The 19,123-nt window shown below is 71.9% G+C and carries 12 protein-coding genes; 4 read left to right on the top strand and 8 right to left on the bottom strand.

The genetic code is table 11. The features are described 5' to 3' along the window. Position 1 precedes the first annotated feature (1 nt). The 4 genes from rbfA to AC068B_RS30040 all read left to right on the top strand — a co-directional run bounded on the left by rbfA (position 2) and on the right by AC068B_RS30040 (position 6,245). Complete coding sequence (rbfA, locus tag AC068B_RS30025; protein ID WP_356257476.1) at positions 2-463, top strand: 30S ribosome-binding factor RbfA; 462 nt, start codon at positions 2-4, stop codon at positions 461-463. Beyond that, the gene (gene truB, locus AC068B_RS30030; RefSeq protein WP_478674719.1) at positions 460-1,368 is read left to right on the top strand and encodes a tRNA pseudouridine(55) synthase TruB; all 909 of its coding nucleotides are present in this window, start codon (positions 460-462) and stop codon (positions 1,366-1,368) included. The genes rbfA and truB overlap by 4 nt, the downstream gene beginning before the upstream one ends. Before the next feature lie 226 nt (positions 1,369-1,594). Beyond that, the gene (locus tag AC068B_RS30035; protein WP_478674720.1) at positions 1,595-5,161 is read left to right on the top strand and encodes a trypsin-like peptidase domain-containing protein; all 3,567 of its coding nucleotides are present in this window, start codon (positions 1,595-1,597) and stop codon (positions 5,159-5,161) included. Between the two features lie 130 nt (positions 5,162-5,291). After that, positions 5,292-6,245 carry a bifunctional riboflavin kinase/FAD synthetase gene (locus tag AC068B_RS30040; RefSeq protein ID WP_468557667.1) on the top strand — a complete coding sequence of 318 codons (954 nt, stop codon included), beginning with the start codon at positions 5,292-5,294 and terminating at the stop codon, positions 6,243-6,245. Between the two features lie 106 nt (positions 6,246-6,351). Here the strand turns inward: AC068B_RS30040 and AC068B_RS30045 are convergent, their stop codons facing one another. From AC068B_RS30045 to eccE, 8 genes are all read right to left on the bottom strand, one after another. Then, on the bottom strand, positions 6,352-7,362 hold the full coding sequence (locus AC068B_RS30045) for an ABC transporter ATP-binding protein (protein ID WP_478674721.1): 1,011 nt from the start codon (positions 7,360-7,362) through the stop codon (positions 6,352-6,354). Between the two features lie 29 nt (positions 7,363-7,391). Beyond that, a complete protein-coding gene (locus tag AC068B_RS30050) occupies positions 7,392-8,423 on the bottom strand; it encodes an ABC transporter ATP-binding protein (RefSeq protein WP_478674755.1) in 1,032 nt (343 codons plus the stop codon). 32 nt (positions 8,424-8,455) lie between these two features. After that, a complete protein-coding gene (locus AC068B_RS30055) occupies positions 8,456-9,451 on the bottom strand; it encodes an ABC transporter permease (protein ID WP_478674722.1) in 996 nt (331 codons plus the stop codon). Beyond that, positions 9,448-10,542: an ABC transporter permease gene (locus tag AC068B_RS30060; protein WP_478674723.1), complete on the bottom strand. Its 1,095-nt coding sequence runs from the start codon at positions 10,540-10,542 to the stop codon at positions 9,448-9,450. Before AC068B_RS30060 ends, AC068B_RS30055 begins: the two co-directional genes overlap by 4 nt. Before the next feature lie 3 nt (positions 10,543-10,545). After that, positions 10,546-12,468, bottom strand: coding sequence for an ABC transporter substrate-binding protein (locus AC068B_RS30065; RefSeq protein WP_478674724.1), 1,923 nt, complete (start codon positions 12,466-12,468; stop codon positions 10,546-10,548). A 466-nt stretch (positions 12,469-12,934) separates the two neighbouring features. Further along, positions 12,935-16,636, bottom strand: coding sequence for an SCO5717 family growth-regulating ATPase (locus AC068B_RS30070; protein WP_478674725.1), 3,702 nt, complete (start codon positions 16,634-16,636; stop codon positions 12,935-12,937). 296 nt (positions 16,637-16,932) lie between these two features. Next, positions 16,933-17,700 (bottom strand): hypothetical protein, encoded by a 768-nt coding sequence (locus AC068B_RS30075; protein WP_478674726.1) that lies wholly within the window; start codon positions 17,698-17,700, stop codon positions 16,933-16,935. After that, a complete protein-coding gene (eccE, locus tag AC068B_RS30080; protein ID WP_478674727.1) occupies positions 17,700-19,031 on the bottom strand; it encodes a type VII secretion protein EccE in 1,332 nt (443 codons plus the stop codon). The genes AC068B_RS30075 and eccE overlap by 1 nt, the downstream gene beginning before the upstream one ends. Between the last annotated feature and the right edge of the window lie 92 nt (positions 19,032-19,123).

Genomic DNA, 19,123 nt, shown 5'->3' on the forward strand with positions numbered 1-19,123 from the left:
AGTGGCCGACAACGCGCGGGCGAAAAGGCTGGCGGACCTCATTCGAGAGGTGGTTGCTCAGAAGCTGCAGCGCGGGATCAAGGACCCGCGGCTCGGAACGCACGTGACGATCACGGACACCCGGGTGACCGGTGACCTGCGGGAGGCCACGGTCTTCTACACGGTCTACGGCGACGACGAGGACCGTGCGGCAGCCGCCGCGGGCCTGGAGAGCGCCAAGGGCGTGCTCCGGTCGGCGGTCGGCCAGGCCGCGGGCGTGAAGTTCACGCCGACCCTGGCCTTCGTCGCGGACGCCCTGCCGGACAACGCGCGGGCCATCGAGGACCTGCTCGACAAGGCACGGCTGTCCGACGCCAAGGTGCGGGAGGTCTCGGCAGGCGCCGATTTCGCCGGTGACGCCGACCCGTACCGCAAGCCCGAGGACGAAGAAGCAGACGAGACGGACGGCGACGCCCGCGCATGAGCCAGAGCAGCACCACAACGCCGGACGGCCTTGTCATCGTCGACAAGCCGTCCGGCTTCACTTCGCACGACGTGGTGGCCAAGATGCGCGGGATCGCCAAGACCCGTCGCGTCGGCCACGCGGGCACCCTGGACCCCATGGCGACGGGCGTCCTCGTGCTCGGTGTCGAACGCGCCACCAAGCTCCTCGGTCACCTCGCGCTGACCGAGAAGGAGTACCTGGGCACCATCCGCCTCGGGCAGAACACGCTGACCGACGACGCCGAGGGCGAGATCACCTCGTCGGCCGACGCCTCGAAGGTCACCCGTGAGGCCATAGACGCGGGCATCGCCAAGCTGTCCGGCGACATCATGCAGGTGCCGTCGAAGGTCAGCGCCATCAAGATCGACGGCAAGCGGTCGTACGCCCGCGCCCGCAAGGGCGAGGACTTCGAGATCCCGGCCAGGCCCGTGACGATCTCCGCCTTCACGGTGTACGACGTCCGTGACGCCGTCGCCGAGGACGGCACGCCCGTGCTCGACCTGGTCGTCTCGGTCGTCTGCTCCTCGGGGACGTACATCAGGGCCATCGCCCGCGACCTCGGCGCCGACCTCGGCGTCGGCGGTCATCTGACCGCGCTGCGCCGGACCCGCGTCGGCCCCTACAAGCTGGACGCGGCCAAGACCCTCGACCAGCTCCAGGAGGAGCTGACCGTGATGCCGGTGGCCGAGGCCGCGGGCCGGGCCTTCCCGCGCTGGGACGTGGACGAGAAGCGCGGTCGGCTGCTGCTCAACGGCGTCCGGATCGACATGCCCGATGAGTACGCGGGCGTGGGCGCCGTCGCCGTCTTCGACGCCGAGGGCCGCTTCCTGGTCCTGGCGGAGGAGTCGCGAGGCAAGGCCAAGAGCCTGGCCGTCTTCGCGTGACGCGCCCTCTTCGGGCGGCATGTAGTGAAGCGGCGGACTGAGGTCCGCCGCTTCACGATTCCCCCCTCTAGAGGTCTATCCACCGACACGCGCTCATTCACCCCTTCGGGCAGGCGCTCGGAGTGAACCGAGGGGTCGGAAGGGGGCGCGTTCGTGTTGCCTCCTGTCCTGCTGATCACCGTCGACCTACGGTCGGAGTAACGGGGCACGGCGGGGAGGTTCGAGCATGGCGGGACGCGGCCGGGACGGCTTCTCGGCTCCGGCGCCGGAGCTGTCCCTGGTGCGGGTCTGCGATCTCGCAGGGCGGCCGCGGGGCACGGGGTTCGCCGCCGACGACCACGGCACGGTCATCACCAGTCACGAAGCGGTCGACGGGCTCGCCAGGATCGTCCTGCACGCGCCGGGCGAACGCACCTGCGTGGTGCCGGCCGAGGCCGTGGTGCCGCTGCCAGGCACCGATCTCGCACTCGTCCGCACCGAAGGCCTCGGGCTGCGGCCCCTCCCCGTCTCCGCACGGGGCTCCGTGGCGACCGGCACCTATGTGCGGATCGCCGCCCGCGGCTGGCGCGAGGCACGGGTCCTCGGCACCTCGGCGGTCACCTACACGGCCACGGACCGTTTCCATCTGGTCGGCGCCGCCCTGGAGCTGGCCATCGGCACGGACGGCGCCGACGCGCTGCGGCTCGGCGGCGGTGCCGCGGGCGGTCCTGTCGTGGACGCCTCGACCGGCGCCGTCCTCGCCGTCCTCGGCACCGCCCTGCTGCCCCAGAGCCCCGAGCCCGCCGCGCCGGACCAGGACGTCTGCGCGCACCGCCCGGCGGGCTTCGCGGTGTCGCTGCGGGACGCGGCCGCCGCCGACCCGGGCGGACCGCTCGCCGAGCTCGTCGCGCGCAACGCGGCGACCGTGCCCGCGTACGGCGACGACCTCAACCTCGCGGGCGCGCTCCACCTCACCGCCACCTCGGCCGGCTCCGACGGCCCGCTCGTACCGCCCCACGAACCGGTCGAACGACCCGATACGGCACGGGAGTTCGCCGCCTTCGCGACCGGCACCGCACAGGTGCTCGGACTCGTCGGCGACCCCGGCACCGGCCGCACCACGGAACTGGCCGCGCTCGCCGCACGAAGGGCCAGGGGCGCCGAGCCCGCCCCCACCCTCTGGCTGCGCGGCGCCGACCTGCGGGGCACGGACGCGTCCGTGGCCGACGCGGTGGAACGGGCCCTCGACCGCGCCGGACGCATCCTCACGGCCTCCGAAGGGGAGTCGGGGGACCAGCCGGGGGACCGGGGCCTCGGCGACCTCTCCGCGGGCCGGGTGGCCCGGCTCGTGCGGGACGCGGGGCGGCCGTTGCTGCTCCTGCTCGACGGGCCCGAGGAGATGCCGACCGTGCTCTCCCACCGCCTCGCACAGTGGAGCGGCGGCACGGCCCGGTGGCTGCGGGACACGGGCGCGCGGCTCGTCGTCGCCTGCCGCGCGGAGTACTGGGAGCAGGCCGGAGCCCACTTCGACGAGGCGTCGCTGCACACGGCGGCCGACGGCGCGGAGCTCCCCGGCTGCGTACGCATCGGGGATCTGCCGGAGCCGCAGGCGCGCAGGGCCCGCGCGAGGTACGGCATCCCGGACGGTGCGCTGGCCGCCGTGGACGAGCGGCACCCGCTGGCCCTGCGGCTGCTCTCCGAGGTGCGGGGCGCCCTGCCGGACGCCCCGCCGCCGGGCACCCCGGGCCGCGAGGAGATCTTCGGCGCCTATCTGGACCTGCTGTGCCTGCGGATCGCGGTGCGGCTCGCGGCGGCGAACGGGCTGCGTGGGAGCGCCGTGCGCCGCCTCGCCGCGGCGGTGTCGGGGCAGGTCCACGAGGCGGCGCGGCGCTGTCTCGGGCCCGGCCAGGGGGAGCTGGACAGGGCCTCTTTCGAAGCGGTCTTCCCGTGGGGGGCGCTGCCGGGCAAGGGCGGCGGAAAGGGCCTCGGCTGTACGGGATGGGCGTCGGCGGTGCTCACGGAAGGGCTGCTGGTGCCCGCGGGGGCGGGCTACCGCTTCGCGCACGAGGAAGTGGCCGACTGGATCCAGGGGACGCACCTGGACCTGGACGGCGCCCTGACGGCGCTGGTCCACCGGCACAGGGGTACGGGACGGGACCCGTCGGTCCCGTACCAACGGAGGCGCAAACAAGCCCCCGCTCCCACCGCCCGGCCGCTGCCGGTGCCCCGGCACCGCATCGGCCCGGTGATCCAGGCCCTGCTGTTGCTGGGCAGGCAGCGGGGCGCGGCGGAACTGGCGTCGCGGCTGGTCGAGCTCACGGACGCGCTGGTGGAGCTCGGCCGCGGGGGAGAGGGCGGCGGCGCCGATGGGACGGGTGGGGCGGGCGAGTTCGGAGACGCCGCGTGGTGGGCCGCTCACCTGCTCGGGGAGGTGCTGCTGAGGGTGCCCGACGCGACGCCCTACCTAGCGGTGCTCGAACCGCTCGCCGAGCGGGGCGAGTTCGGGACCGCCTTCTGGCTGCGCCTGCCGCTGGGCGAGGCCGACCGGTTCGCGCTGCTGCGGCGGCTCGTCGTGCACGACGGACCACCGGGGGCCCCGGACCGCCGCCTGGACGCCGTCGCCGAACTGCTCCGCGCCGACCCCGCGGCCGTACAGCCGCACCTCGCACGGTGGTTCACCGACGAGCGGCCGCTGGACGCGGCGCCCGACGCCACCGTCGCCTCCGCCGCGCAGGCGCTGCTCCACACCCACCGGCACCGCGCCATCGACAACCTCACCGAGGCCCTGGTCGACTGCGGGCACGCCCGCGCCGACGAAGTGCTCGCCGCGCTCGCCGAGGAGGAGCCCGCGGCCGTGTGCCGTGCGGTGGACCGCTGGGCCCGTGACGAGCGCCCCGCCCGACGCGTAGCGGCCGCCGCCTACGGGCTGCGGGCCGCCCCGCACGTCACCACCGGCGCCGCCCGCGAGCTCCTGCGGTGCGCGGCCCGCACGCTCCTCGCCCGCCCCGCCGACGACGCCCTGCACGGCGCCGCGCTCGCCCTCCTCGTCCGCGATCCGCAGACCCGTGCCCGGCACCTGCCGCACGCCCTGCAACGCTTCACCGCCGGAGACCCCCAGTTGCCCGCGAGCGCCCTCGCCGCCGCCCTGACCACCCACCCCGACCCCGTCCTGGACGCCTTCCGCACCCGGCTGCACGCGCCGGACCAGGCCGCCGACGCCATCCTGTGCTGCCTCGCCGACGTGACCACCCCCGCCCTCGCGCGCCGCGTCGCCACCCTCGTCCACGACCTCGTCGAGGCCCGCCCCGAAGCGGCCACCGCCGCCGTCGCGTACATCGACCGCCGCCTCGAACACGGCCCCGACGTGCGCCCCGTCCTCTTCCCGCTGGTGGCCGGACTCCTGCACAGCAGGCACGTACAGGTACGTATGGCCCTCGCCCCCGTGCTCGCCGCGCCCGGCACCACCGCTTCACGCACCCTGCGCGGCGAGCTCCTCGACGTACTGCTCAGCCAGGAGCGGGACTCCGCGGTCCTGGAGAGCGTCCTGCGGGCGGTGGCGCTCGGCGTGGCGGAGTGCGGCGAGGACCGCTCCCGCGAGCGCGTGCACCGCACCGGACAGCTGCTCGTCCGCACCCCGGAGGGCGCGAACTGCTTCGACCGGCGCCTGGTCGAACTGGCCCGCGGCCGTGCGGGCTTCGCCGCGCTCGTCACCGGCTGGATGGACGCCGCTCCGCAGGACTGGGCCGCCCTGGTCGGCCCGAGCGCCCGCCGGGTGCTCGAGAACCTCGCGGGCGGTGTCCGCGTCCCTGCCTAGGAGAGTGACCCCCGCCACTCCCTCCGGTGCGAGCCGCGAGGTGTCGGCATGGCAGTCTTAGTCCTGCGCAATCGGCAATGGGAACGTACAGATGTACGTGACGTATACGGGTTCGGCGAGGAGCAAAGAAGTGCAGCGCTGGCGTGGCTTGGAGGACATCCCCCAGGACTGGGGGCGCAGCGTCGTCACCATCGGTTCCTACGACGGCGTACACCGCGGGCACCAGCTGATCATCGGGCGTGCCGTGGAGCACGCGCGTGAGCTCGGCGTGCCCGCCGTGGTCGTCACCTTCGACCCGCACCCCAGCGAGGTCGTGCGCCCCGGCAGCCACCCGCCGCTGCTCGCCCCGCACCACCGGCGCGCCGAGCTGATGGCGGAGCTGGGTGTGGACGCGCTCCTGATCCTCCCCTTCACCACCGAGTTCTCGAAGCTGTCGCCCGCCGAGTTCGTGGTCAAGGTCCTCGTCGACAAGCTGCACGCGCGCGTGGTCGTCGAGGGCCCCAACTTCCGCTTCGGCCACAAGGCCGCGGGGAACGTCGACTTCCTGGCCGAGCTCGGCGGTACGTACGACTACGAAGTCGACGTCATCGACCTCTACGTGAGCGGCGAGGCGGGTGGCGGCGAGCCGTTCTCCTCCACCCTGACCCGGCGCCTGATCGCCGAGGGCGACGTCACCGGAGCGGCGGAGATCCTCGGCCGCCCGCACCGCGTCGAGGGCGTCGTGGTGCGCGGCGCCCAGCGCGGTCGCGAGCTGGGCTTCCCCACGGCCAACGTGGAGACGCTGCCCCACACGGCCGTCCCCGCCGACGGCGTCTACGCCGGATGGCTGCACGTCGAGGGCGAGGCGATGCCCGCGGCGATCTCGGTCGGCACGAACCCGCAGTTCGACGGGACCGAGCGAACGGTCGAGGCGTACGCGATCGACCGCGTCGGCCTCGACCTGTACGGGCTGCACGTGGCCGTGGACTTCCTGGCCTTCGTGCGCGGCCAGGCCAAGTTCGACTCGATCGACGCGCTGCTCGTGGCGATGGCGGATGACGTGAAGCGGTGCGGGGAGCTTGTCGAGGCAGCGGAACGCGCCTAGTCGCCGTTGGCGGTGACGGCTGTGCGCGGCTGCGGGTGCGTTCGTGGTTGCTCGCGCAGTTCCCCGCGCCCCTGGAGGGCGCCCTGCGGGCGCCCTCCCCACCCCGCTAGCGCGCCGCCGCCCAGTGGCAGGCGACCTGCGTCCCGCTCCCTCCGGACAGTACGGCCAGATCCTCGCCGCGGCAGCGATCCGCCACACCCGCCCGCTCCGCCTCGCCGGACGCGAGCACCTGACAGCGGGCGTGGAACCGGCAGCCGCCGGGGATGCGGGAGGGGTCCGGGGGCTCGCCCGTGAGGACGACGGGATCGCCGGGCGCCTCGGGCAGGACGGACAGCAAGGCCTGCGTATAAGGATGCTGAGGTGACGTCAGCACCTCCTCGACCGTGCCCGTCTCCACGATCCGGCCCAGGTACATCACCGCGACCCGGTCCGCGATGTTCCAGGCGAGGCCCAGGTCGTGCGTCACCACCAGTGCGGAGAGGCCCAGTTCGTCGCGGAGCCGGAGCAGGAGCGCGAGGATCTCGCCGCGCACGGAGGCGTCGAGGGAGGCCACCGGCTCGTCGGCGACGATGAGTTCAGGTTCGAGGACCAGCGCGCCCGCGATGACCACGCGCTGGCGCTGGCCGCCCGACAGCTCGTGCGGGTAGCGCAGGAAGAAGCGTTCCGGCGGGCGCAGACCGGCCCGGGAGAGGGCCCCGGCGACCGCTTCCCGCTCGTCACCCGCGTACCCGTGGATGCGCAGCCCCTCCGCCACGGCGTCGTACACCGTGTGCCGCGGGTTGAGCGACCCGCTGGGGTCCTGGAGGACCAGCTGGACCCGCTTGCGGTACGCCTTAAGGGCGCGGCCGGAGTAGTTCAGCGGCTCGCCGCCGAACGTGACCTTGCCCGATGTCGGGGGCACGAGGCCGAGCAGTGAGCGGGCCAGCGTTGTTTTGCCGCAGCCCGACTCGCCGACCAGGGCGACGATCTCGCCGCCCTTGATGTCGAGGTCGACGCCGTCCACCGCGCGTGCGGTCGGCCCGCCGCGGCGGCCGGGGAAGGCGATGTGCAGGCCGTCGGCGCTCAGCAGCGCGCCATCGGTTCCCGGCGCGGTCGTGCCTGGTTCCTGCGTGGTCATGCGCGGTTCCTCTTCACGGGGGCTCTCGGTCACGGGGTGCGCTCCGCCGTCACGGGCGCCGACGTGGGCTGCGCGGGCAGCGGCGCGCCCGCATGGACGCAGGCCGCGCGGTGGTGCGGCCCCGCGTCCCGCAGGGCCTGGTCCTCCGTGGCGCAGGAGTCGAGGGCGACCGGGCAGCGGAGGTGGAACGTACAGCCCGTGGGGAGCGCGGACGGGTCGGGCGGATCGCCCGGCAGGCCGCGCGGGGCGAACCGCGACGTGATGTCGCCGATGCGCGGGAAGGCCGCCGACAGGGCCTTTCCGTACGGGTGCCGGGCGTTCTCGTAGACCTCGGAGGCAGGGCCCTCCTCGACGACGCGGCCCGCGTACATCACCGCGAGCCGGTCGCAGGTGTCGGAGAGCACCGCCAGGTCGTGGCTGATCATCATCAGACCGAGGTCCTGCTCGGCCACCAGCTGCTCGATCAGGCGCAGGATCTGGGCCTGGATCATCACGTCGAGCGCGGTGGTCGGCTCGTCGGCGATGATCAGCCGCGGGTCGCAGGCGAGTGCCATCGCGATCATCACGCGCTGGCGCTGGCCGCCGGATAGCTCGTGCGGATAGGCCTCCGCGCGGGCGGCGGGCAGCCCCACGTGTTCGAGGAGCTCGCCGACCTTGCTCTTCGCGCCTGCCTGCGTCGCCTTCTTGTGCAGCAGGATCGGCTCGGCGATCTGGTCGCCGATGCGGTGCACGGCGTTCAGCGAGTGCATCGCGCCCTGGAAGACGATCGAGGCACCGGCCCAGCGCACCGCGCGGACCCGCCCCCACTTCATGGTGAGGATGTCCTCGCCGTCGAGCAGGATCTCGCCGGACACCTTGGTGCCCGCGGGAAGCAGCCGCAGCAGGGCGAGCGCCAGCGTGGACTTGCCGCAGCCGGACTCGCCCGCCACGCCCAGCTTCTGGCCCGCGTCGACGTGGAGGTTCACACCGCGGACCGCGGCTGCCCCGTTGGCGTACGTCACTTCGAGTTCGCGTACGTCGAGCAGGCGCTGCGTCGTGTTCGCTTGGGTCTTGTCGGCCAACGGAGTCTCGTCGGTCAGCGGGGTCTTGTCGGTCAACGGGAGGCCCCCAGCCTGGGGTTGAGCACGGATTCCACGGCACGGCCGCACAGCGTGAACGCCAGGGCGACGACCGCGATGGCGAGACCGGGCGGGGCGAGGTACCACCAGTGCCCAGCGCTGACCGCGCCCGCCTCGCGCGCGTCCTGCAGCAGGCCGCCCCACGAGACGTTCGTCGGATCGCCGAGGCCGAGGAAGGCGAGGGTGGCCTCGGTGAGGATGGCGCCGGAGATGACCAGCGTGGTCTGCGCGAGGACGAGCGGCATGACGTTGGGCAGGACGTGCCGGGCCATGATGTGGCCGTGGCCGCCGCCGAGGGCCTGCGCCCGCTCGATGTAGGGGCGCGACTCCACGGCGAGGGTCTGGGCCCTGACCAGGCGTGCCGTGGTCGGCCAGGTCGTCACGCCGATCGCCAGGATGATCGTCCAGACCGTGCCGGACATCACCGCGGCGAGCGCGATGGCGAGCACGAGCGTCGGCATCACCAGGAACCAGTCGGTGATGCGCATGATCACAGTGGCGTACCAGCCCTTGAAGTGCCCCGCGGTGATCCCGACGAGCGTGCCGATGGCCACCGAGAGCACGGCGGCGAGCAGCCCCACGGTCAGCGACATGCGCGCGCCCCACACGAGCAGGCCCAGCAGATCGCGCCCGAACTGGTCGGTCCCCAGCGGGAACTCCCCGCTCGGCGACTCCATCGGCCGGCCCGGCGCCGCGGTCACGCTCTGCGCGTCGGTGCCGACGAGCAGCGGCGCGAAGACCGCGGCCAGGGCGATCAGGACGAGCACGGCGAGGCCGACGAGCCCGGCGCGGTGCGTGCGGTACTCGCGCCAGAAGCGCACGGCGGAGTGCCTGCGCCTGGTCCAGGCGAGTGACCGCGCGCTCTTGGCGGCGGACGGTGCCGGGGCGGCCGATGCCGGATCCGTCGGTGCCGGATCCGTCGGTGCCGGATCGGTCGGCTGCGGGTTGGTCGGTGCGGATTCGGTCGTCATCGGCCCACCCGGGGATCGAGCAGCGGATAGATCACGTCGGCCAGGGTGTTCATCAGGATCACCGCGACGGAGAAGACGAAGAACAGCCCCTGCACCAGCGGCAGGTCGGGCACGCTCAGCGCCTGGTAGAAGAGCCCGCCGAGGCCCGGCCAGGAGAACACGGTCTCGACGAGGATGGCGCCCGCCACGACCGTGCCGAGGTTGACGAACATCAGCGTGACGGTCGGCAGCAGCGCGTTCGGGACGGCGTGCCGACGCCGCACGAGGTCGTCCCTGAGCCCCTTGGCACGCGCGGTCGTCAGATAGTCGCTGCCCATCTCGTCCAGGAGCGAGGACCGCATGACGAGCAGTGTCTGCGCGTACCCGACGGCGACCAGGGTGATGACGGGAAGCACCATGTGGTGCGCGACGTCGACGACGTACGCGAAGCCGGTCTCACCCCCGGACTCCAGGCCGCCGGTCGGGAACATCCCGGGGATCGGCCCGATGCCCACCGAGAAGGTGATGATCAGCAGCAGCCCCAGCCAGAACGACGGCACGGAGTACAGCGTCAGGGCGAGCCCGGTGTTGAAGCGGTCGCCGAGCTTGCCGTTGCGCCAGGCCGTGCGCGTGCCGAGCCAGATGCCGATGAGCGTGTAGAGGACGTACGCCGTTCCGGTGAGCAGGAGCGTCGCGGGGAGCGCCTCCGTGATCTTGTCCATCACGGGGGCGTGGAACTGGTAAGACGTGCCGAAGTCGCCGCTCAGGACATTGCCGGTGTAGTCCCAGAACTGGGCCATGACCGACTTGTCGAGGCCGAACTCCTTGCGCATCGCGGCGAGTTGCTCGGCCGAGACGCGCTTGCCGCCCGTCATCTGCTTGACGGGGTCGCCGGGGATCAGCCGGAACAGGAAGAAGCTGGTGACGAGCACGGCGAACAGCGACACGACCGCGCCGCCGATCTTGCCCGCCACATAGAGGAGGTAGGCGCGGGTGTTGCGGGCCCGGAGCCCGCGGGCCGACGCCGCCCCGGCCGGAGCCGGGTCGCCGTCGGCCCCGGGGCCCTGGGGGCCCTCGGTGTCGAGCAGTGCGGGATTGCTGTCAGCGGTCATGCGTTACTCGCGGTCCTCTGCGGTAGAACGGCGGCGCAGGGCGAACAGGACTCCGCCGCCCACGAGCACCACCGCGGCAGCGGCGATACCGATGATGACACCGGTCGAGCTGCCGTCCTTGGAGGAACTCTTCCCATCCGCGGGCACGGCCGACCACCAGCTCCAATATCCGTCCTGGCCGTAGATGTTGCCCGCGGCCGTCGGCATGGTGGTGATGGACTTGATCTGGTCGGTGCGGTAGGCCTCGACGGCGTTCGGGTACAGGAGGACGTTCATGTACCCGGAGTCGTACAGCCAGGACTCCATCTGCTTCACGATGTCGGCACGCTTGCCCTGGTCGTACTCGGCGAGCTGCTTGTCGTACAGGCTGTCGAACTTCTTGTCGCAGATGAAGTTGTCCGTGGCCGCGCTCTCCTTGGCCTTCACCGGCAGTGCGGAGCAGGTGTGGATGCCGAGCACGAAGTCGGGGTCGGGGTTGACGGACCACCCGTCGAAGGCGAGGTCGTACTCGCCCGCGTACCAGGGCACGGAGACGTCGTCCAGACAGTTGACCTTGAGCCCGATGCCCAGGTCCCCCCACCACTCCTTCAGATACTTCCCCACGGCCTTGTCGTTGGGGTCGGTGGCGTGGCAGAGGATGCGGAAGTCGAGAGGCTTCCCGTCCTTCCCGACCCGCTTGCCGTCGCTGTTCTTCTTGTAGCCCGCCTCGTCGAGGAGCGCGGCGGCGCGCTTCGGGTCGTACTTCATCTCCTGGTCCGCCGACGGCTTCCAGGCGTAGTCGGAGAAGCGCGGCGGAATGTACCCCGCGCCCTCGACGGCGTGGCCCTGGAAGACCTTCTCGACGAGCGCCTCACGGTTCACGGAGAGGAAGAGCGCCTGGCGGACCTTCTTGTCCAGGAGCGCCGGATTCCCGTCGCCGAACTTCTTGCCGTCGAGGGTCTTGGCGCCCGGGTTGGTGGCAAGGGCGAAGAAGCGCCGCCCCGGCCCCTCGTTCACCTTGATGTTGTCCTCGTTCTTGAGGGACGCGGCCTGCGCGGGAGTGAGCGCGGGCTGCCCGGCCACGAACGAGACCTCGCCCTTCCTGAGGGCGGAGACGGCGGCGTCCTGGTCCTTGTACGTCTTGAAGACCAGCTCGTCGAACTTGGCGGAACCGCGCCAGAAGTCCTTGTTGGCCTTCAACTTCACGTACTGGTCGACCTTGTAGTCCGTCAGGACGAACGGGCCGTTGCCGACGACGGGCATCTTGTCGTTGTTGAACTTCGAGATGTCGTCGACCTTCTCCCACACGTGCTTGGGAACGATCGGCACGTCGAGGGCGGCCATGGTCGCCTGCGGCTTCTTCAGCTCGATGACCAGCTTGGTGGGGCTGGGCGCGGTCACCTTCTTGAAGTTGGTGACGAAGTTCGAGTTCGCGGTGGCGGTGCCCTCCTTGGACATCACCTTGTTGAACGTCCACGCCGCGTCCTCGGCGGTCGCCTGCTTGCCGTCCGACCACTTGGAGTCGCCCCGGATGGTGTACGTCCAGGTCAGCTTGTCGGCGGAAGGCTTCCACTTGGTGGCGAACCCCGGGATCGCCTTGTTGTCCTTCGGGTCGTAGTTCGTCAGGTACTCGTACGTCAACCGGTGGATGCTGGTGCTGAGCAGCCGCTGGGCGAGGAACGGGCTGAGCGAGTCGACGCTCTGCGCCACGGCGACGGTGAGGACCTTCTTGCCGTCATCGGCCTTGGCCTGTGCCTGCTGCGGGGCCAGGTTGAGCGGTGTGGCGAGACCGGCCGTCAGAGTGAACGCGGCGGCCCCACCGGCGAGCACGAGCCGCAGGCGGCCGCGGGGTCGGGGACGGGGGCGGTGCGGTGCTGCGTGCGGTGCTGTCCTGCTGCCCGCTGTCCGGGGTACTGCTGATCTGCCGTGCTGATCTTGTGTGTCCATGGGTCGGTGACCTCGCGTCATCGCTCGCGCAGGGATGGCTGGTTGCACATTGTTTGCACGTTTGGTTGCACGTTGGTTGATCAAGGAACGTCAGCTGGTTGCTGTGTGTTTACCAGCGCCGGTCTGCGCGCGTCAACGGCGTGTGAACCCCATGTGGCCTGCGGAAATAACGAGTTGACCGGGATCCGCTCCGCATTGGTCAAGACCACTGACGCATGGCTGGTGAGGGGGTGACGGCGGGGGGAGGGGGGACTTGACCTGGCGGTTGGGTGGGGTTGGTTCGGCTGTTGTGGGTGGTGGTGCGGGTGCCGAGGTCGCCTCCGCTGTGGGCAGGCGTTCCGCACGGCGGAACGGGTGGGCACAGCCCACGGTGCCGGGCGCGGCGAACGGGGGCGTGAACGCCGGTGGGCCCGCACCGGGGAACGGTGCGGGCCCACTTGGGTGCTGTCGGCAGCTATTGCTACCGCTACTGCTGCGGGGGCGGCGGCTGCTGGAACGGCGCGCCGGGCTGGAACGGTGCCCCGGGCTGAGCGGGCGGGGGTGCTTGCCCGTCCTGGGGCTGGGGCGGCTGCGGCTGCTGTTGCTGGTGCTGTTGCTGGGGAGGCTGACCCTGCTGCGGCGGCTGCGTCTGCCACCCCTGTGGAGCACCCGGCTGCTGCGGGTAGGGCTGCTGACCGTGCTGGGGCTGTTGCCCGTGCTGGGGCTGCTGCGGCGGCTGAGGCTGCTGAGGAGCGTACGGCTGCGGCTGCGGCTGCCCCGGAGCGTACGGCTGCGCCGAGGGCTGAGGCACCTGCTGGCCCGGCATAGGCGGAGCCAGATGCGGCGGCGGATTCCCGTCCGACGTCCACAGCCCCTGCTGCTGCTGAGCCCGCGAGAAGTCCTCCGCGACCATCGCGGAAAGGTTGAAGTAGGCCTCCCGCACCTTCGGCCGCATCATGTCGAGGTCGACCTCCGCGCCCGCGGCGAGGTGCTCGTCGAAGGGGATGACGACAACGCCTCGGCACCGCGTCTCGAAGTGCGACACGATGTCGTCGACCTTGATCATCTTGCCGGTCTCACGCACACCCGAGATGACGGTGATGGACCGCGAGACGAGGTCGGCGTACCCGTGCGCGGACAGCCAGTCCAGCGTCGTCGAGGCGCTGCTCGCCCCGTCCACGGACGGCGTAGAGATGATGATCAGCTGATCGGCAAGGTCGAGCACGCCCCGCATGGCGCTGTACAGCAGCCCCGTACCGGAGTCGGTCAGGATGATCGGGTACTGCTTCCCGAGTACGTCGATCGCGCGCCGGTAGTCCTCGTCGTTGAACGTGGTCGACACGGCCGGGTCGACGTCGTTGGCGATGATCTCGAGCCCGGACGGCGCCTGCGAGGTGAAGCGGCGGATGTCCATGTACGAGTTGATGTACGGGATCGCCTGGACGAGGTCACGAATGGTGGCCCCGGTCTCGCGCCGCACGCGTCGGCCGAGCGTACCGGCGTCGGGGTTGGCGTCGATCGCGAGGATCTTGTCCTGGCGCTCGGTGGCGAGGGTGGAGCCCAGCGCGGTGGTGGTGGTCGTCTTGCCGACGCCACCCTTCAGGCTGATGACGGCGATCCGGTAGCAGGAGAGCACCGGCGTCCGGATGAGCTCCAGCTTGCGCTGCCGCTCGGCTTCTTCCTTCTTGCCGCCCAGCTTGAACCGCGAACCGCCCGCGGGCCGACTGCTCTTGGCCTTCTGCTTGTTGTTGCGCAGCAGCCGGTCGGAGGAGAGCTCGACGGCGGCGGTGTAACCGAGCGGGGCCCCGGGGTTCGTACGCTCCCGCTGATCGTGCTGCACGGCCTGCGGCCAGGCGGCGCCGGTGCGGGGGTCGATGGGCCCTTGCGCCTGCTGAACCTGCGGATCCTGGGGCTGGGGCTGGGGCTGCTGAGGTGCCTGCGGCTGAGCCTGGGCCTGGGCTTGGGCGGGCACCTGAGGCTGCGGCTGCTGGGGAGCGTACTGCTGGGGTGCCTGGGGCTGGGGCGCATGGGGCTGCGGGGCCGGGGGCTGAGGGGCCTGAGGCTGCGGTGCCTGAGGCTGCTGGTGCGGAAGGGGCTGCGCGCCCGGAACCGCCTGCTGCCCCTGAGGCACGGGAGCCTGCGGCTGCCCGGGGAACGGCTGCCCGGGCGGGATCGGTTGCCCTGGCTGAACGTGCTGGCCGGGCTGCCCCGGCTGAACCGGCTGCTGCCCCTGGGGCGCGGGCGCCTGCGGGAACCCGTACCCACTGCCTTGGCCGGGCGCTTCAGGGGCGGCCGGTGCGGAGTTCTGCGGGGGCGGGGCCGGTGCGAAGGGTGCGCCGGGGGCGGCAGGCGCGGACGACTGCGGGAACCCGTACCCGCCCTGAGACGACTCCGGAGCGGCAGGCGCGGGCGCGGCCGGTGCGGAGTTCTGCGGGGGCGGGGCGGGGGCGAAGGGCGCGCCGGGGGCGGCGGGCGTGGACTGCGGGAATCCGTATCCACCCTGCGACGGCTCCGGTGCGGAGTTCTGCGCGGGCGGGGCCGGTGCGAACGGCGCACCGGGGGCGGCAGGCGCGGGCGCCTGCGGGAACCCGTACCCACCCTGGGACGGCTCCGGAGTGGAGCTCTGGGCGGGCGGGGCTGGTGCGAAGGGTGCGCCGGGGGTGGCGGGCGTGGACTGCGGGAATCCGTAGCCGCCCTGGGACGGCTCGGGCGCCGAGTTCTGCGCGGCCGGGGCCGGTGCGAAGGGCGCGCCAGGGGCGGCCGGGGCGGGCGGAGCCGTGGGCGTCGACGCAGGCCAGGCGCCCGGCGCAGGCTGCGGAGCCTGCGGCTGACCAGGCGGGGTCTGCGCCTGTGCGGGCTCGGGCGCCGCAGGCTGTACCGGCTGCTGCTGCGCGGGAGGCGCAGTCGGCGTAGGTACGGGCCACTGCGGCGCGGAGGCCGGAGCCGCGGGCTGGAACGCGGGCGGCAACGGCGGCAGCACGTCCTGCGGCGAGGGCGGCGGGGGCCACGGGGACGGCGCCGAGTCCTGCACGGCGTCGTCAGCCGCGGCGGCCACGGCATCCTGCGGCGCGGATTCCTCGGAGCCGGACGAACCCACTTCCTCGGTTACGGAGACGGAGTCATCGTCAGCGTCCGAACCGCTGTCCAGGCCCTGCTGGGCGGCAGACTGCTCACCTTCGTCCGAGCCCCTGTCCTCATCGGGTTCGTCCACGCCACGGAGCCCCGTTTCCTCCCCGGCGTCATCACCATCACCGTCACCATCACTCGAAGGCGCCTCGGCGACATCGGCCGCGACGGCCCGCTCCTCCATCTCCCGCTTCAGCGCACGGGCGGAGAACCGCATGGTGGCGCCACTCTCAAGGTCACCACTGCCGAGGCTCTCGGCGACGGGCTCGACGACCGGCCGCTCAGCGGGAGAGGCACCCGCACCCGCGTCCGCACCCGCGTCCGCGCCCTCGTCGTTGTCCTCGTCGAGACCCCGGGCCTCCGCGAGGGCGTCCACCTCGTTCTTCGGCACGACACCGGTCACATGCACGGAAGCGGCAGGCCCGGCAAGGGCCCCGCTCCAGTCGGAGACGCCACCACCGGAAGCCACCGGCGGCACGACGGAAGGCACGAAGGGAGCGGCGGCAGGAGCCCCGGCGCCAGTCTCCTCCGCGTCGTCCACATTGCCTTCGTTGTCTGCATCGTCTGCATTGTCTGCGTCATCCGCCGCGTCCACGGAATCCGAGGCGGCAGGCTGGAACCCGCTCCCCACGGGCAACTTCGGCACCGCACCCGGAACACCCGCCGAAGGCGGACCCACCGGCAGCGGCGGAGGCGGCGGAGCGGAGAAGGACGGCATGGCGGGCGGCGGCGCGGCAGCGGCGGCAGCCGGAGCATCCGAACCGGACCCCGCTCCGGTGGAATCCACCGAACCGGAATCCGCCGAACCGGAAACAGGCGGAACAGACGCCGTGGGCGCGGAGGCAGACGGCGCGGAGACCGGCGGCGTAGAGACAGGCGGCGTAGAAACGGGCGGCGCCGAAGGCGTCTCACCCGCACTGCCCGAAGCGTTCTGCGTGTACCAGGCGGGCGGGGCGTAGTCGATGGTGAACTCGCCCGTCGTCTCGGCAGCGGACTCCGCGTCGGACTGATCATCGACGGGTGAGTCCCAGCCCCCGCGGATCTCGTCCCGATCGCTGTTCACAATGCCTCCTGATGTGGTCGAGCACCCTCGTGCCGTGGTGGGGGGCGACCGTTCCTGTCGTCCGATCCGCCTGGCTCTCCCCGTAGAGGGACGCGCACGAACCGCTCGAGGGTTCTGGCGTCGCGCCCTGTCCCAGCCTAATCACCAAAACCACGAGCACGGCAGGGCAGTCCACCCCACCAATGCTGTCCATTGCGTCACGCCCCACCCGGGAGTGTTCCGCGTACATCAAACCGTGACGGACAAATCACCCAACGGCCGACACCGCACCCCGAATTACCCAATGCCCCGGGCCGTCAGTCCATCCGTCGAGCGGTACCCAACAATCCGGTCTCGGCATCGGTGGCCTGCGTCATCACGTACTGCCGGTCCCGATCGGCGCACCACAGGGTCACCCCGTCCGCAAGCGTCGGCAGCGAGTCCACATCCCCGCCCGGCAGCCCGAGCAGCCGCCCGATCTGCGCCGCTTCGTCCGGCGACACCCGCTGCACACCCACCAGCCGCGCCTGCCGCACGAGTCGCGGCGCGACGGGACTCAGATAGGGCAGCACCGTCAGCACGGACTGCCAGGGCGCGGAGGCGACCCGCCCCCGAGGCGGCCGCATCCCGCAGTCCCGCACGACGAGCACCGGACTCCCCGCGGAGGCCCCCTGCGGCGGCACCCGCCCCACGTCGTGCACGGCCATCCCGCTCTGCCCGACCCCGAGCGCCTGCACCAGCTGCGCCCAAGCCCCGGCCCGCCCGGTCTCCACCGCCACCCGGGCCCCGGTCGCGGCGGCCCGGAACGCAATGATCTGAGCTGTCCACAGACCGCCGATGAAGAGAATGTCGTGCGGCGTGGGGCGATTGACGCCAAGGGTCGCGGGCCGCCCCTCCGCGTCCGCACCGATCACGACCCCGTCATCACCGATCGGCAGCTCGAGCGAGTCCACTTGGTCGGCGGAGAGCGCATGCCTCGCGTGTCGGGGCCCGATCAGCCCGAACCCGCCTCGCACGGCGGACACGAACGAATCCCTGGTCGGTTCGTCCGGCGAACCCGTGACCGGAGGAGTCGAGACAGCCATCAGCGAGTACCCCCGAGCGGAAGCGTGGCGAGCATCCCCGGTAACTGTTCGCGGTCCAGCCGCACCAGTCCCGTCCCGGCCTGACGGGCAGCCTGCTCCAAAGACCGCCTTGCGGAGACGAGTTCGGCATCGCCGCGCCCGGTCACCCGTAGATGACCGCGCAGGGCGATCTCCTGCCGTGCGCCGCGTCCGAGCGTGAGACTGAAGGTCGTGGTCAGCGCAGGAACCGCAGTGAGCAGGGCCACGAGCTGTGGCAGCGACGGCCCTCCGGATCCCCCCAGCTGAGGCCAGCGTTTCACCCAGTAGGTGGTGTGGCGCCGGTTGTCGCACCGCCACGCGCGCGGGGATTCCTCTGTTCTGCGCTCCGGAACGTCGGACCTGTTGGCCTGAGCCGTCACCAAGGGGTTGGCGCAGGCGGAGGTCGCGATGGCGGAGGCCAGCTCTTCCTCGTTGAGGACGGTCACGTGGAATCCGGCTCCTGTGAGTCGACTCGCGAGTTGGTCCGCGGCGCGCACCACGCACTTCTGGGCCCCGGTCAGACCGCCCCCGCGCGCTGCCACGGCCTCCGGGCACAGCTCCGGATCGAGCTTGAGGGCGACCCAGGTGATCCGCACCGCGGGCGCACCCGTGAGGGCCTGCAGCGGCGCGTAATTGCTGACGGCCAAGGACTGTTGGGGAAGGTGCAGCGCGGGGGCCGGCTGGGTGTGCAGCACGATCTGGGCGGACTCGAGCCGGATGCCGTCCACTTCGAGCGCGTCCCGCACCAGGCTCACCGGCAACGGCTGTCGTCCGCGATCGGCACGCAGCGCCCTCACGTCCGATTCCACCTGCAGCACCGCGGTCACGAACGTTCCGTCGCCGACCATCCCGACCTGACGGCGGTCCCGGCCGCTGTAGGCGTATGTACGCAGTGCGGGGTCACACTCGACGGCCGGAGCGAAAGCAGGGTCGGTGCCCGGCGGTATCGCTCTCTCCGCCGAACTGAGTCGACGGGACCGCAACTCCCTGGCTGTGCACAGCCATTCATGCAAGGGATGACCATGGCGACGTACGACGGCGAACAGCACCAGCACCGCGGCGGCCACGGATGCCGGAGCGAGAGCCAGCGGACCGATGAGCCAGGCCGCCACGAGCAGAGCGGCGGCGACCTGCAGCAACGTGAGTTGCAGCAGGAGAGATGATCCCAACTGCCGCGAAGGCGAGCGTAGATGGACAGAGAGGTTCCCGGACGCCCCTGACCTGCCCGGCAGATCGTTGCCTGATGGCCCCGGCGTCCGAGTGGCGGACTCCGCACGCCGTCCTGCCGTCCGCCTGCGCGACGTTGAAGTCACCAGCCCAACCCCCGTAAGTCTCCCGAACCACCCTCTAGGGAGAGGCGCTTGAAGCTCAATAACCTCACCCAGCCCGCACGTGCGATTACTCA

This window comes from Streptomyces sp. NPDC042371 (assembly GCF_056437465.1).